The sequence below is a fragment of the Ruegeria sp. YTSA105 genome (assembly GCF_059610225.1).
The window spans coordinates 167,855-183,116 of record NZ_JBXWNE010000007.1; the positions used below are offsets into that span (position 1 = coordinate 167,855).

14 protein-coding genes are annotated in these 15,262 nt (G+C 59.0%); 7 read left to right on the top strand and 7 right to left on the bottom strand.

Annotated features, from left to right (window positions below; genetic code table 11):
* Window positions 1-180 precede the first annotated feature (180 nt).
* Together AC2FH2_RS11320 and AC2FH2_RS11325 are read left to right on the top strand one after the other, a co-directional pair.
* A complete protein-coding gene (locus AC2FH2_RS11320) occupies window positions 181-1,011 on the top strand; it encodes a hypothetical protein (protein ID WP_142638388.1) in 831 nt (276 codons plus the stop codon).
* Window positions 1,008-2,036, top strand: coding sequence for an endonuclease/exonuclease/phosphatase family protein (locus tag AC2FH2_RS11325; protein ID WP_496823599.1), 1,029 nt, complete (start codon window positions 1,008-1,010; stop codon window positions 2,034-2,036). The genes AC2FH2_RS11320 and AC2FH2_RS11325 overlap by 4 nt, the downstream gene beginning before the upstream one ends.
* A gap of 6 nt (window positions 2,037-2,042) precedes the next feature.
* Here the strand turns inward: AC2FH2_RS11325 and AC2FH2_RS11330 are convergent, their stop codons facing one another.
* Complete coding sequence (locus tag AC2FH2_RS11330) at window positions 2,043-2,942, bottom strand: sugar nucleotide-binding protein (RefSeq protein ID WP_496791103.1); 900 nt, start codon at window positions 2,940-2,942, stop codon at window positions 2,043-2,045.
* A gap of 86 nt (window positions 2,943-3,028) precedes the next feature.
* Between AC2FH2_RS11330 and AC2FH2_RS11335 the strand changes: the two genes are divergently transcribed.
* Both AC2FH2_RS11335 and leuB read left to right on the top strand, forming a co-directional pair.
* A complete protein-coding gene (locus AC2FH2_RS11335; protein WP_496689880.1) occupies window positions 3,029-3,922 on the top strand; it encodes a LysR family transcriptional regulator in 894 nt (297 codons plus the stop codon).
* A 141-nt stretch (window positions 3,923-4,063) separates the two neighbouring features.
* Window positions 4,064-5,167 carry a 3-isopropylmalate dehydrogenase gene (gene leuB, locus AC2FH2_RS11340; protein ID WP_142638396.1) on the top strand — a complete coding sequence of 368 codons (1,104 nt, stop codon included), beginning with the start codon at window positions 4,064-4,066 and terminating at the stop codon, window positions 5,165-5,167.
* Window positions 5,168-5,304: 137 nt separating this feature from the next.
* Here the strand turns inward: leuB and AC2FH2_RS11345 are convergent, their stop codons facing one another.
* Together AC2FH2_RS11345 and AC2FH2_RS11350 are read right to left on the bottom strand one after the other, a co-directional pair.
* Complete coding sequence (locus AC2FH2_RS11345; protein WP_282022203.1) at window positions 5,305-5,817, bottom strand: class I SAM-dependent methyltransferase; 513 nt, start codon at window positions 5,815-5,817, stop codon at window positions 5,305-5,307.
* Between the two features lie 206 nt (window positions 5,818-6,023).
* Window positions 6,024-8,207 (bottom strand): transglycosylase domain-containing protein, encoded by a 2,184-nt coding sequence (locus AC2FH2_RS11350; protein WP_496823602.1) that lies wholly within the window; start codon window positions 8,205-8,207, stop codon window positions 6,024-6,026.
* 258 nt (window positions 8,208-8,465) lie between these two features.
* Between AC2FH2_RS11350 and AC2FH2_RS11355 the strand changes: the two genes are divergently transcribed.
* A complete protein-coding gene (locus AC2FH2_RS11355; RefSeq protein WP_142638403.1) occupies window positions 8,466-8,804 on the top strand; it encodes a P-II family nitrogen regulator in 339 nt (112 codons plus the stop codon).
* A 33-nt stretch (window positions 8,805-8,837) separates the two neighbouring features.
* Entirely contained in the window at window positions 8,838-10,160 is a 1,323-nt protein-coding gene (locus tag AC2FH2_RS11360; RefSeq protein WP_142638405.1) for an ammonium transporter, read from the top strand.
* Between the two features lie 63 nt (window positions 10,161-10,223).
* Here AC2FH2_RS11360 and AC2FH2_RS11365 read toward each other — a convergent pair whose 3' ends face one another.
* The 4 genes from AC2FH2_RS11365 to AC2FH2_RS11380 all read right to left on the bottom strand — a co-directional run bounded on the left by AC2FH2_RS11365 (window position 10,224) and on the right by AC2FH2_RS11380 (window position 13,172).
* Window positions 10,224-11,408 carry an amino acid aminotransferase gene (locus tag AC2FH2_RS11365; RefSeq protein WP_496823604.1) on the bottom strand — a complete coding sequence of 395 codons (1,185 nt, stop codon included), beginning with the start codon at window positions 11,406-11,408 and terminating at the stop codon, window positions 10,224-10,226.
* Window positions 11,408-12,262 carry a 3-mercaptopyruvate sulfurtransferase gene (gene sseA, locus AC2FH2_RS11370; RefSeq protein ID WP_496823606.1) on the bottom strand — a complete coding sequence of 285 codons (855 nt, stop codon included), beginning with the start codon at window positions 12,260-12,262 and terminating at the stop codon, window positions 11,408-11,410. The genes AC2FH2_RS11365 and sseA overlap by 1 nt, the downstream gene beginning before the upstream one ends.
* An 80-nt stretch (window positions 12,263-12,342) precedes the next feature.
* Complete coding sequence (locus tag AC2FH2_RS11375) at window positions 12,343-12,612, bottom strand: CBU_0592 family membrane protein (protein ID WP_281995556.1); 270 nt, start codon at window positions 12,610-12,612, stop codon at window positions 12,343-12,345.
* 2 nt (window positions 12,613-12,614) lie between these two features.
* The gene (locus tag AC2FH2_RS11380) at window positions 12,615-13,172 is read right to left on the bottom strand and encodes a helix-turn-helix domain-containing protein (RefSeq protein ID WP_271950992.1); all 558 of its coding nucleotides are present in this window, start codon (window positions 13,170-13,172) and stop codon (window positions 12,615-12,617) included.
* A gap of 107 nt (window positions 13,173-13,279) precedes the next feature.
* Here AC2FH2_RS11380 and ilvD point away from each other — a divergent pair, with 107 nt between their 5' ends.
* The gene (ilvD, locus tag AC2FH2_RS11385) at window positions 13,280-15,112 is read left to right on the top strand and encodes a dihydroxy-acid dehydratase (RefSeq protein WP_142638412.1); all 1,833 of its coding nucleotides are present in this window, start codon (window positions 13,280-13,282) and stop codon (window positions 15,110-15,112) included.
* Window positions 15,113-15,262: the final 150 nt, after the last annotated feature.

Genomic DNA, 15,262 nt, shown 5'->3' on the forward strand with positions numbered 1-15,262 from the left:
GTGTTTTCTGCCACCTGGCTTGAGCGAAATGTCGCTTATCGCCAATGTCGGCGGGTACAGGCACCCACCAAGGCAAAACATTGGTGAGAGATGACATCTGCTGCAACGGTAACGTGGCAGGCACAAGTTGGAATGAAGTCGGCAAAGAATCGGCTAATCCAGTTTGAAAGGGTTCGGATAGTGATTGCGCGCACAACAGGGGCGGCAATTCGGGGAATATTGGTTGCACTTTTGGTGCTGACACCCGCGTTGTACTTGCCCGTATCATCAACGAATGGGACCGAGATTGTCGTCTTTCTCGCCATTCTCGCGTTTTTCCTGACCTTCGCCGAATATAATTCGGCCTTCCCAAGCTTTATTGAATTTCGCGACGCACCACCGGTGAACCGCCTGCGCTTTGTTGGGCTGGTTTCGATGGTCGCTTTCCTGACGCTGATCTGCAAAAACGCCTATTCGCCGACAGAATTAACCTCAGGTTTTTATGTGATCGGGTTGGGCGTCGCCAATGTGGTCGATTTCCCCTATTCACCCGTGCGTCTGATCGTGTTGATGCTGCCTGTCAACGCAAGCGCGCCGCTGATCGAACTTGTTCGTATCGCTGCCAGTGTGGCCTATGTCGCAGCTATGGTCACAATCGCCAGTTTCTACTACGCGGTGAAAATGCGTGGTTGGCCCACCGGAAACGGAGCCTTCAACGTCTGGACCAATCTGCCGCTGTTCGATCCGACCAAGGGTGGCGATGTCGTTACCCGTCTGCAGCGTGATGGACGGTTGAACATCTCGATCGGCGTCCTGCTGCCGTTTGTAATCCCGGCTCTGATCAAGATCCTGACCGATTATGTGAGCCCGATCTCGCTGAACAGCCCCCAGACGCTGATCTGGACGTTGAGCGCTTGGGCCTTTCTGCCTGCTAGCATGATCATGCGAGGAATGGCGACACTGCGCATTGCAAACCTGATTGTCGAAAAACGCCGCGCCTATTCTACGACTGAATCAACACAGACCGCATGATTCGCATTTTTCTGCTGCTTTTGCTGCCATTCGCGGCACAGGCAGAGACGATACGCATAGCCACCTTCAACACCGAACTCAGCCGTAAAGGACCGGGCATTCTGCTGCGCGATATCCGGCGCGGGGATGCACAGGTTCGCGCTGTGATGCGGGTGTTGTTGGAAACCCAACCCGATATCGTTGCCTTGCAGGGCATCGACTGGGATCTCAATGGCGAAACGCTGACCGCATTCGGTGAGGCGCTGCGCAACGAGGGACTGGACTATCCCTATCACTTTACCGCCAAGCCTAATTCAGGAATGGAAACCAGCCTGGATCTGGACGGGGACGGGCAGGCCAATGGACCAAGAGATTTCCAGGGCTATGGCGAGTTCACCGGTCAGGGCGGGCTGGCCATTCTGTCCCGGTTTCCCATAGGCCATGACGACATGCAGGATTTCTCGGGAGTACTGTGGCGCGACCTGCCGGGGGCTGATCTGCCGACGGTCGATGGCACGCCATTTCCCTCTGAAGCCGCCCAGCGCATTCAGCGACTGTCCTCGGTGGCACATTGGATCGTACCAATCGAGTCCCCGATCGGCCACCTGAACCTGATGACATTTCACGCGACCCCGCCCGTTTTCGACGGACCCGAGGACCGGAACGGGTTGCGCAATCGTGACGAAATTCGCTTGTGGAACGCTGTGCTGGACGGTGCTCTAGGCCCTGCCCCACTCGGGCCTTTCGTGATTGCTGGGGATGCAAATCTGGATCCCACGCGCGGGGAAGGCCGGAAAGAGGCTATCCAGGGCTTGCTGGCAGACCCGCGGTTGCAGGATGCAAAGCCTGCCACCCCCTCGGGGGCATTGGCCACGGTTGAGTGGAAAGCCGTCGGAGAAATGCGGGTAGATTACGTTCTGCCCTCGGCAGATCTACGCGTTGTGGATGCGGGCATCTTTTGGCCCGACACGGGCGCAGACCTGCGCGCAATCGCCGAACAGGCCAGCCGGCACCGGCTTGTCTGGGTGGACCTGGGACATCGCTAACGCTGGTCAGGCCCGGGCAGTTCTGACCAAAGTCGCTTTCTGCTTGGCTGTTTTCGGGATCGCAGAAGCCATCGCCGCGTCCAAGTCGGTCGTCTGAAATCCAGGAATAAGGTCGTCAAAGAATGCGCCGTCCAAACTATGCGGCAGATCCCATAGATAGCGCATCTCAACCAGATGTGGCGCCAACTTCCAGAAAGGCCGCAGTGCCTGAATCGGCCACCATTTCATGGGGCTGACGGCTATTTCGGCACCGGTCACCCGCGACAAGGATTGCGCAATATCCCGGCCGGTCAGGGTAAACCCGGCATAAGGAACCTCGCAGAACCGGGGAAGGTCCTGGCGGATATCAGCCAACGCAACGGCCGCTCGGGTGAGGTCGGGCAGATAGGCCCAGGCGTGTGGGATATCCGGGCGACCGGGATAAACCATCTTGCCGCGTGCCAAAGGCTTGATCATGACCTGATCGAACCAGTTCCCCGAGACGCAAGTGTCAATGAAATCACCTGCCCTGAGAAGAATCGTTCTTACCGAGGATTTTCGATAGGCTTCTTCCATCTCAACCCGGATCCTGCCCAGGGGATTTTGCGCCGCATGCGGTGTTGCACCCGACCATGGCCCCGGCGTTTGCGCGCCAAAAACATAGACATTGCCGGGAAGGATCACAGTTGCACCGTGATCCGCTGCCGCATTGATCACGTCACGATGCAGTTCGGGGACTTGTCGCGCCCAGTCCGGATAGGCCGGATTCCAGGCATTGACGACAACATCCACCCCTTCGACAGATCGCTTCAGGTCCTGCGTCTTGCGATCAAAGCAGTGTACGGTCCAGCCCGCCTCGCGAAAAGCTATTGCGGCATTGCGTCCAAACCGACCCGTCGCACCCAGAATAAGGACTGTTCCCGTCATATAAGCCTCCTCTTGTCCATCTAATATGAGCCATTCAGTTCAATTCAGGAATTGCCGCCAAACGCAGAACGTGTATTCATTTTTGAATGGACAAATCTATCACCCACTCTGACTGGTCTCTGATCCAGAGCTTTCTGGCCGTAGCGGAAACCGGATCTTTGTCTGCCGCTGCCCGGCAGTTGAACCGCAGCCAGCCCACGCTGGGTCGCCAGATCCACGCACTTGAGGATGAGCTTGGCGTCTCGCTGTTTGACAGGCATGCGCGGGGCTTGAAGCTAAGTGAAGTCGGAGCGCAGCTTTTCCCGATGGCGCAACAGATGCACGTAGCCATGAACGCGTTCAGCCTAACGGCCGCAGGCCAGTCTCAGGAATTGGAAGGGTCGGTGCGCATCACCGCGTCGGTCTTTGCCTCTCATCACCTGCTGCCGCCGATTCTGGCCCAAATACGGGCAGCAGAACCCGCGATACAACTGGAACTGGTCGCCACCGATGCCACCGAGAACCTGCTCTACCGCGAGGCCGATATCGCAGTGCGGATGTTTCGGCCGGAACAGATGGACATCATCACGAAACATCTGGGGGAAATCAGACTGTGCTTTTGCGCAAGCCGGTCCTATCTGGATCGTGCCGGCCGCCCCAATTCTCCCGACGATCTGTTGAGTCATGACCTTGTCGGGTTTGATGCGAACGAGCAGATCATTATCGGCATGCGCGAAATGGGCTGGCCCGTGAACCGGGACAACTTTGCCACACGCTGCGACTTTCAGACTGCCTATTGGGAACTGGTCCGCGCGGGCTGCGGTATCGGTTTTAGCGCCGTGAGAGTTGCCGAGGCCGACCCAGAGGTAGAGGTTTTGGACATAAACGTCGAAATCCCTGCGCTGCCGGTTTGGCTTGCCGCACCGCAGGCGATGCGGCAAACGACACGAATCCGACGAGTCTGGGATATGTTGGCCGAAGGGATAAAGGCCGATCTCTGACCGATTCACACTATCCGTGACGTAGCAAGGGCACGGAAACCCGATTTCCCGTCCAGAACCTGCGTTTAGGCCGGTTCGTCTCATTGACCCGATGCGGCGCAGGCGCTAGGGCCTTTGCTGTGAAACGCAAGGAGATCCTTCATGTCCAACCCCTCGCTCCTCATCCTGCCCGGAGACGGAATTGGCCCCGAAGTCATGGCCGAAGTGCGCCGCATCATCGACTGGTTCGGTGCCAAGCGCGGCCTGGAATTCGACGTGAGCGAGGATCTGGTCGGCGGTGCCGCCTATGACGCCCATGGCAAGCCGCTGTCGGACGAAACCATGGCCAAGGCGCAGGAGGCGGACGCAGTTCTGCTGGGTGCTGTTGGTGGACCCAAATACGACGATCTGGATTTCAGCCTCAAGCCCGAGCGCGGCTTGCTGCGGCTGCGCAAAGAGATGGACCTGTATTCGAACCTACGCCCGGCACAATGCTTTGACGCGCTGGCGGATTTCTCGTCTCTGAAGAAAGACATCGTTGCCGGTCTGGATATCATGATCGTGCGCGAGCTGACCTCGGGCGTCTATTTCGGTGAGCCGCGCGGCATCTTCGAGGAAGGCAATGAACGCGTCGGCATCAACACCCAGCGCTACACCGAATCCGAGATCGAACGCGCCGCACGCTCGGCTTTTGAGCTGGCGATGCGCCGGAACAAGAAACTGTGCTCGATGGAAAAGGCCAATGTCATGGAATCCGGCATTCTATGGCGCGAAGTCGTAAACCGGGTCGCTCAGGACTATCCCGAGGTCGAGCTGAGCCACATGTATGCCGACAATGGCGCGATGCAGCTGGTGCGTGCGCCCAAGCAGTTTGATGTGATCGTCACTGACAACCTGTTTGGTGACATCCTGTCGGACTGTGCCGCGATGCTGACCGGTTCACTGGGTATGCTGCCGTCCGCCTCCCTGGGCTCACCAATGGCCAATGGCCGCCCCAAGGCGATGTACGAGCCGGTCCACGGTTCCGCACCCGATATCGCCGGTCAGGGCAAGGCCAACCCCATCGCCTGTATCCTGAGCTTTGCCATGGCACTGCGCTACAGCTTCGATCAGGGGGCCGAGGCTGACCGACTGGAAGCTGCGATCGAAAAAGTCCTGGCTGATGGCGTCCGCACCGGCGACCTGCTGGCGGATGAAGGCGTCACGCCGGTTTCCACCACGGAAATGGGCGACGCGATTCTGGCGGCGCTGGACGACAGCCTCTGATCAGAGGTCACAACCGAAAATAGAGGCGGCGCCAGATGCGCCGCCCATCTATAGCCGATGGCGTGGATCACTGGCACGCAGTCTGCACGGGCTCTTGCCACGGACGACGTTAGTCTGCTTTGAGCCCAATGTGTTCGTTAAGATCGGCGCATAAACAAATAACCGCGTTCTGCGAAATGTGTTTTCCAATCCAAACCATGGGCCAAAGCGGTGGCTTTAAAGTCTGCAATATTGGGCGACTCATCCGCGATTAGAAGCCATCCGTCATCGCTTACATGGTCCATCAACGAATTCAGAACCGTGCCCCGAGATGGGCGATCTAACATGTGCAGTGTTCGGTCGATCAGCACTATGTCAAATAGACCCTCTGGGTTGTAGGTAGTGATGTCGGCCACAACACCTTCAACTTTTAAATTTTCTTTTGTCGCTGCAGCTCTTAGATCGCGAATGCCATTGGGGGATATGTCCACTCCCACAACGCGATGCCCCAAATTCGCAATGAAAATAGCGTCACGGCCTTGTCCGCACCCCACGTCGAGGACACGAACGTTATGTTGGTCGAGTTGGTCGAAAAATTTGACAAAAACCGAAGTTGGTTGCCCCAATGCATTTCGTGTCTCGCCGTACAGTTTGTCGTAATTGTAAGCCATGGAATCAGCGTTAGTAGATATCCACGTGATTAGCTAAGTGAAATATTTCGTGAGCGGCAGGAATGTCCCGCATATCGGAAGTTGCGATGTTGGCAGCGGCAGAGCAGTTCAGACGTGGAATTCACGTTGATACGGATGCAAATCGGGCATTCCGCACAATATGCTGTCATTGGCTGACCCTGCGCGCCGACTTTCCCTTGCCTACATCAGTTGCCAAAGAGGTTGTTCAGCAGGTTGTTGATCGCATTTTCGAACCCATTGCCCTGATTGCGGCGCTGACGCCTCGGTTGCTCTTGCCGGACGGGCGGATCGGGGGCCAGCATTGGCAGCGGTGTGGGCGTCATCCCCTCGGTCACGCGCACCATCGTCTCTTTCCAAATCTCGGCTGGCAACCCGCCGCCAGTCACGCCGGACAGGGGGGTGTTGTCGTCATAACCCATCCAGACTCCGGTCACATAATCAGCCGTGAACCCGATGAACCAGGCATCCCGCGCCGCCTGCGTGGTGCCGGTCTTACCTGCCACCTGCCAGCCGGGTAGTTTCGCGCGCCCGCCCGTGCCTTCGGACACGACACGTTCCATCATCCAGGTCAGTTGCTTGGCAGCCTTACCGTTGATCACCCGCTCACCGATGCCGGTGCTCGTCGCCATCAGAGGGGCGTCGTCGCCCAGCAGCTTCAGCTCGGTCAACCCATAGGGCTCAACTGCAGAACCGCCGTTCAGGATACCGGCATAGGCCCCCGTCATCTCGATCAACGTGCTTTCCGATGCGCCCAGCGCCAGCGCGGGTCCCTCGGCCAGATTGCTTTCAATGCCAAACTCACTGGCGACGGTACGGACATTTTCCAAACCGGCAACCTCGGCCACTTTCACGGCCGGGATGTTCAACGAGTTCTTGAGGGCATCAGCAAGCGTGACGCGCCCATAATGCTTGTTGGTATAGTTCTTGGGGCACCATTGCCCCGAACCAGCGATATTGATGCAATAGGGCTCGTCCACCACCGTATCCAGAGGCGAATAGCCCAGTTCCAACGCGGTAGCATAGACGAAGGGTTTGAAGGACGACCCTGTTTGCCTCAGCGCCTGTGTGGCCCGGTTGAATGCGCCCGATACGCGGGTCTTGCGCCCGCCGACCATCGCCCGCACGGCACCATCTGCGGACATCACCACGATGGCAGCTTGCGCCTTGGACCCTTCGCGCACCTTTTCTTCAAAGATGTATTGCAACGCCTCTTCTGCGGATTTCTGCAGGCGCTGGTCGAGCGTAGTTCGGATCACTACATCATCGGTGGTGTCGGACCCAAAAAAGCTGGGCAATTCCGTGATGACCCAATCGGCAAAATACCCGCCGGCGCGTGCAGCCGCAGCCGCAGACAGTTGCGCCGGGCTGCTGCGGGCACCGCTAGCTTGAGCAGTGGTCAGATAGCCCTGCGCCTCCATCAGCCCGATCACCAACTGCGCCCGATCCTGCGAGCGTTGCAGGTTGTTTGTCGGCGCATAGCGCGTCGGCGCCACCAGCAGACCGGCCAGCATCGCCGCCTGCGAGGGGCTGACCTCGGCGGCAGAAATCCCGAAATAGCGCTGGCTTGCCGCCTCAAAGCCCCGCGCACCGGACCCGAGGAAGGCACGGTTCAGATAGATGGTCAGGATTTCATCCTTGGAGTATTTGACCTCCATCGCGATCGCATAGACAGCCTCTTTGCCCTTGCGCCACAGGGATCCCTGACGGCAGTCAGCCTCATAGGCGGCCTCAGACTCCCACTCACTAGGGACATATGGCACGCCCAGACACAACAGTTTGGCCGTTTGCTGGGTGATGGTCGATCCGCCATGGCCAGACAGCGGACCTCGGCCTTCGCGCAGGTTGATACGCACAGCGCTAGCGACACCCCGAGGACTGACGCCGAAATGGCGGTAGAATCGCTTGTCCTCGGTGGCGACCACTGCATTTTTCAGATACGGAGAAACCGTGTCCGCGGTGATTACCCCGCCGAACTGATCCCCACGCCAGGCAAAGACTTTGCCATCCCGATCCAACAACGTGACCGACCCGCGCGCGCGCCCGTCTAGCAAAGCATCGACATCAGGCAAAGACGTATAGACAACCCCGACAGCCAGCGCCAGCAACAGGGCAGCCACAGCGCCCACGCGCCAGCTTACCCCCCAGATCAGGCGCCAGACCCAGCGAAACAACCGGCGAAAAAAGCCACCACCACCGCCGGATTTCCGGCGTGTCTTTCTCCGTGTGCTTTTGCGGGTTGTCGTTTTGCGCGCCGCAGCCTTTTTGCCTGCGGGTTTCGCAGTGCCTTTGGTCGCCGTGGGTTTTCGCCCCTTCGACGCGTATCTTTTGTCCGCCACAAGCGGTGCCTTGCGGCGCCTGGACTCAGTCATGCTCAAACTCTGCCCGGTTATCGTTTTGAGGCACCATACCCTGCTATACCGATGAAGTAGAGGTCTGAATTTCCGGAATGCACCCTCTCTAACGCGCCTATATTTTAGTCGATATGCAGAATCTGTGCAAAAATTGTGCACTCACTCACCAATTCCTCCCGAATTTGACCACTGAACCGTTCCTTACACAGCTTCGGCACGCTCTTTTTCTGCAGGTGCAAACACGCCGGACAGACCGGGGAAGCAGAGGGGAACAGCGTGAAACTGATTATTGCAACAATCAAACCGTTCAAGCTCGAGGAGGTGCGCGAGGCACTGACCGACGCGGGCATACGCGGCATGATGGTAACCGAGATCAAGGGCTTCGGCTCGCAATCGGGGCACACGGAAATCTATCGCGGTGCCGAATACGCGGTGAACTTTGTACCCAAGATCAAGCTTGAGATCGTGGTGCCCGCCACGATGGCCGACCAGATCGTAGAAACCATCACCAAATCCGCCAAGACCGGCAAGATCGGCGACGGCAAGATTTTCGTCCTCGACGTTGAGCAGGCCCTGCGCGTGCGGACCGGGGAAACGAACGAAGAGGCGCTTTAAGCGCCCCCACTCAACACTATTCGAGGACTGACAATGAACCTGATGAAATCTCTCATCCCTGCCGCCGCGATAGTCGCGCTGCCGCAGATTGGCCTAGCGCAGGAGGCCGCCACCGGCGAAGCCGCGCTGCACACACAATACATCTTCACCACGCTGCTGTTTCTGATGGCAGGGTTCCTGGTGTTCTTCATGGCCGCCGGCTTTGCCATGCTCGAAGGCGGGCTGGTGCGGTCGAAAAACGTGGCCATGCAGATGATCAAGAACGTGGCGCTGTTTTCCTTTGCCGCGATCATGTACTGGCTGATCGGCTTCAACCTGATGTATCCCGGCGACGGCTGGACCATCGCGGGGTGGGTTGGACCGTTCTTCAAAACCACAGTCCTGGATCCGGTGGGCGTGGGTGCTGACGCCGCGGCATTGGATTATGCTTCGGTTGGTTCGGACTTCTTCTTCCAGCTGGTGTTTGTGGCCGCAACCGCGTCGATCGTATCGGGTGCTGTAGCTGAACGTATCAAGCTGTGGCCCTTCCTGGTTTTCGTGATTGTTCTGACCGGCGTCATGTACCCGATCTCTGGCTCATGGCAGTGGGGCGGTGGCTGGTTGTCCGAGGCTGGTTTCTCGGATTTTGCTGGCTCGACCATCGTGCATTCGGTTGGCGGCTGGGCAGCTCTGGCAGGTGCCCTGATCCTGGGTCCGCGGATTGGCAAGTACAAAGACGGCAAGGTTCATCCGATGCCCGGTTCGAACCTGGCGCTGGCCACTTTGGGGACATTCATCCTGTGGCTGGGATGGTTCGGCTTCAACGGCGGCTCGCAGCTGGCGATGGGAACCGTGGGTGACGTATCCGACGTGTCGCGCATCTTTGCTAACACCAACATGGCCGCAGCAGCAGGCGCAGTGGCAGCCCTGATCCTGACACAGCTGCTGTACAAAAAGCCTGATCTGACCATGGTGCTGAACGGCGCGCTGGCCGGCCTGGTGTCGATCACTGCGGAACCGCTGGCCCCGACGCTGTTCGGCGCGCTGTGGATCGGTGCCGTAGGCGGTATCATCGTGGTCTTCGCGGTTCCGATGCTGGACAAGTTCAAGATCGACGACGTTGTCGGTGCCATCCCGGTTCACCTGTTCGCCGGGATCTGGGGCACCATCGCCGTGATCTTTTACGGCGAAGCCAGCCTGGGTACGCAGCTGCTGGGTATCCTCGCCTACGGTCTGTTCACCTTTGTCGGCGCTTTGATCCTGTGGTCGATCCTGAAGTCCACCGTCGGCATTCGAGTCAGCGAAGAGGATGAGATCAACGGCCTGGACATGGCGGAACTGGGCATGGAAGCGTACCCGGAGTTCTCCAAGGGCTGATATCCAACCCAATCCAACAAAAACCCGGGCGGTGTCGCCCGGGTTTCTTTTTTTTCCGCAGATTTAAACTCCGACGTCGATAATCGCTTTGGCCAGAATCGGAACCGTGTTGGCATTCAGCCCGGCAATGTTCAGACGGCTGTCGCCGACCATGTAGATGCCGTGATCAGCGCGCAGTTGTTCCACCAGTTCCGGTGCCGCGCCCAAGCGCGAGAACATGCCGCGATGCTGGGCGACAAAGCCGAACCGGTCGGAGCCGCTGTGGCGTTGCAGCTCATCGGCCAGTTGCTGGCGCAGCCCCAGCATGGACAAGCGGATCTCTTCCAGCTCGGCCTCCCAGTCGGCCCGCAGGACGGGGTCGGTCAGGATCGTGGTGACCACGCGCGCGCCGTGGTCGGGCGGGAATGAATAGTTCTGGCGGTTCAGAAAGGCCAGCGTGCTCTGGTTCAGCGCGGTCTGTCCCGCATCTGCGCTGATGGCCATCAATAGGCCGGTGCGTTCACGGTAGACGCCGAAATTCTTGGAACACGACGCGGCAATCAGGCATTCCTTGACTGAAGACGCAACAAGGCGGGTCGCCTGCGCATCCTCTTCCAGACCGTCGCCAAAACCCTGATAGGCAATGTCGATCATCGCCACGAGGCCAAGCTCGTTGATGATGTTCACCACTTCCTGCCACTGCACCAGGTTCAGGTTGGCCCCGGTCGGGTTGTGGCAACAGCCGTGCAACAACACCACATCGCCCGACTTGGCAGTTTTCAGATCGGCAATCATGCCGTCGAAATCGACGCCACGAGTCTCGCCATCGAAATAACGGTATGGAACCGCTTCGATCCCCAGGTAATTCAGGATCGACAGATGGTTTGGCCAGGTCGGGTTCGAGACGAACACGCGGGCCGAGGGGTTGGCCATGCGGATCATCTCAAATGCCTGACGGCAGGCACCGGTTCCGCCGGGCGTCGCCACGGCAGCGATGTTGCCGCGTGGAACCGAGGTGCCCAGGATCAGGCCAATCATCGCATCAGCATAGGCCGGATCGCCCGCCAATCCGGTATAGGCCTTGCTCTCCTGCTCTTCCAGAATGCGCTTTTCGGCGGCCTTGACCGCGCGCATCACTGGCGTGATGCCTTCGGCATTCTTGTAGACGCCAACACCCAGGTCGATCTTCTGATCGCGCGGGTCTTCGCGGTACATCTGCATCAGCGCTAGAATCTTGTCGGCAGGTTGCGGCTTGAGATGTTCAAACATCAGGTCTCTCCGGTTGCGACGGGCAGGGTCGGGAAGGCACCCCATTCAGCCCAGGAGCCGTCATAAAGCGAGTGGTCTTTCTTGCCCATGCGCTCTAGCGCAAGGCTGAGAATCGCGGCAGTCACACCCGACCCGCATGAGGTAATCGCCGGTTTCGACAGGTCAACGCCAGCGGCCTCGAAAATGGCGCGGCATTCCTCGGGCGATTTCATCGTGTGATTCTTGTTCAGCAAGGTGCCGAAGGGGACGTTTCGTGATCCGGGGATACGACCAGACCGCAGCCCTTCGCGCGGCTCGGGATCGGTACCTGCGAAGCGGCCGGCTGCGCGTGCGTCAATGATCTCGTGATCCCCCAGCTTGGCGGCGGCAGATACCTGCGTGACATCACGCACAAGATGGTTCTGAACCCGCACGGTCATGTGGCGGTCGCGGATAACAGGCGGCAGGTCTTCAACCTCTCGCCCCTCGGCCAGCCATTTCGGCAAGCCACCGTCCAGCACGGCAATGTTGTCCTGCCCCATCAGGCGGAACATCCACCAGACCCGCGCAGCCGAGGACAGCCCCGAGCCGTCATAGACCACCACCTGATGGCCATCCCCCACGCCCATCGCCCGCAGGCGCGACATGAATTTCTCGACCGGAGGCACCATATGCGGCAGGTCCGACCGAAGATTGGCAATATCATCAATGTCAAAGAATCTCGCGCCGGGGATATGGGTCGCGTCATATTCCGCTTTGGCGTCGCGTCCGTGTTGCGGCAGATACCATGATCCGTCCAGGACCCGCAGGTCCGGATCCTTGAGATGGGCCGCAAGCCATTCGGTTGAAACGAGGGTTTTGGGATCGTCCTGCATCAATGCCTCCCCTATGCGCGCTTGGTCTGTCCCTATACGCGCGCGCATGTCTGTTCAAGGCTGGATGGCGGCCTGTACCGCTAACGGGCCCGCCTGAGGCGGAAAAACTGAGCGATCCCGATCAGACTGATCAAAATCCAGAAGGATTCGATCAGCATCGAGGCCAAATTGAAGTTCTCAAGCAGCGAATAGACGATCAGAATCGACCCCAACAGGTTTACCACCGGAAAGGCCAGGTCGTCGGAATTCATCATCCGCATCTGCGTGGCGAAATACGCAGCAACCACGATCATCGCCCCGATTGAGCCGATTCCATCCGCGATGGTCAAAGTGTCAAGAAACGCAGTCATGATCAGCCCTTGCCGTTTTCAGGAAACTCGCTGTGTTGCCCATAATGGTGCATGTTCAAAAACGCAGCCCCCTGCCCGCCCGCACGATAGCCATGCGGCAGATCGGCGGCAAAGCGCAGCCCCTGTCCGGCGTTCAGCGGCACCCAGGCCTCACCCCGCAAGATTTCAAGCGTGCCGGAAAGGACAAAGACCTCTTCGGTCACGCCCGCCGCATGCGCGGGCGACTCGTGGCATTGGTTTGGGGTCAGACTGACGTGAAAGGTTTCGGCCCCTAGCGCGGAATCAAACGGAAAGACGATCTTGACCTCGATGCTGCCCGGAAAAGTCACGGTCTGAAAAACAGAGGGGTCCCCATTCGCGGTTTCAATCAGCGCGCTCAGCGGCAGTTGGAACCCCTTGGCGATCTTCCACAAAGTGGCGATGGTTGGGCTGGATTCGCCACGCTCGATCTGCCCCAGCATGGCTTTGCTGACGCCTGTCATCTCGGCGACTTTGGACAGGCTCAGCCCGGATGCCGCCCGCATGTCCCGTAATTTCAGCGTGATCTCGTCCGGTGCCATGATGCCGTCTTTCGAATCCTCTTGTGCGTTATAGCGCACATGTGGTACGTGCGCTATAACGCACAAACCCCAAGACATGCAACCCGAGGCAAAAGGGAAACAGCATCATGCCATTGTACCGATCCAGAACCTCAACCCATGGCCGCAACATGGCCGGTGCCCGCGGCCTGTGGCGCGCGACTGGCATGGGCGACGACGATTTCGGCAAGCCGATCATCGCCATCGTCAACTCGTTCACCCAGTTCGTGCCGGGCCACGTGCACCTGAAGGATCTGGGCCAGATGGTCGCCCGCGAGGTCGAAGCGGCGGGTGGTGTTGCCAAGGAATTCAACACCATCGCGGTGGATGACGGTATCGCCATGGGACATGACGGGATGCTGTATTCGCTGCCCTCGCGTGAGGTAATCGCGGATTCAGTTGAATATATGGTCAACGCGCACTGTGCTGACGCGATGGTCTGCATCTCGAACTGTGACAAGATCACGCCCGGCATGCTGATGGCCGCGATGCGCCTGAACATCCCCGCCATTTTCGTCTCGGGTGGGCCAATGGAGGCGGGCAAGATCGACATCGCCGATCTGGACGCCAAAAAGATCGACCTCGTGGACGCTATGGTGGCCGCCGCTGACGACAAGTTCACCGATGAGCAGGTTCAGCATATCGAGGAAAACGCCTGCCCGACTTGCGGGTCGTGCTCGGGCATGTTCACCGCCAACTCGATGAACTGTCTGGCCGAGGCGCTGGGTCTGGCGCTGCCGGGCAACGGCTCGACTCTGGCCACACATGCGGACCGCAAAGAGCTGTTCCTTGAAGCCGGTCGCCGGATCGTCGAGATCACCAAACGGCACTATGATCTGGACGAGAAAGGCTTCCTCCCGCGCGAAATCGCCACGTTCGAGGCGTTCGAAAACGCCATGAGCCTGGATATCGCCATGGGCGGATCGACCAACACGGTGCTGCATCTGCTGGCCATCGCGCATGAGGGCGAGGTGGATTTCACAATGACCGACATGGACCGTCTCAGCCGTCAGGTGCCCTGTCTGTGCAAAGTCGCACCCAATACCGAAAATGTGCATATGGAAGACGTCCACCGCGCCGGTGGCATCTTCTCAATTCTCGGGGAACTCAGCCGCGCCGGGTTGCTGCACGAGGATTGCAGCACGGTCCATTCCGGCACGATGGGTGAGGCGATTGCCAATTGGGACATCAAGGTGGCCAACAACCCCAAGGCGCAAGACTTGTTCAAGGCCGCGCCGGGCGGTGTGCGCACCACGCAGGCCTTCAGCCAGTCAAACCGGTACAAAGAGCTGGACACGGACCGCGAAGGCGGTGTGATCCGGTCGAAAGAACATGCGTTCAGCCAGGATGGCGGTCTGGCGGTTCTGTTCGGCAATATTGCCCGCGACGGCTGTATCGTGAAAACAGCCGGTGTCGATCCGGCCAGCCTGACCTTCACCGGGTCGGCCTATGTCTGCGAAAGCCAGGATCAGGCGGTGAACGACATTCTGACCAGCAAGGTCAAAGAGGGCGACGTGGTGGTCATCCGCTATGAAGGCCCGCGCGGCGGGCCGGGCATGCAGGAGATGCTGTACCCGACGTCTTACCTGAAATCCAAAGGTCTGGGTAAAGCCTGTGCTTTGCTGACGGATGGACGGTTCTCGGGTGGAACCTCCGGCCTGTCGATCGGCCACGTCTCACCCGAAGCAGCCGAAGGCGGTGTGATCGGGTTGGTGCGTCAGGGTGACCAGATCGAAATCGACATCCCGAACCGCTCGATCCATCTGGCAGTCTCAGATGAAGTGCTTGCCGAACGACGCCAGGAGCAGGATGCAAAAGGCTGGATACCGGCAGCGCCCCGCAAGCGCAAAGTCTCAACCGCGCTCAAAGCCTATGCCAAACTGACAACAAGCGCGGCAAAAGGGGCCGTGCGGGAGGTCTAAGACATAAGGGCCGGACACCAAATCAAGTGATCCGGCCCAATCAATTCCCAAAGCGCTCCCGCGCCTTCTGGCGCTATCCGCTTTGGTCTTGGGCCTGGGGCGGCGCATAGCGCGGCGCCAGACCCAACCAGAGGAGATGTTTCGCAAGAT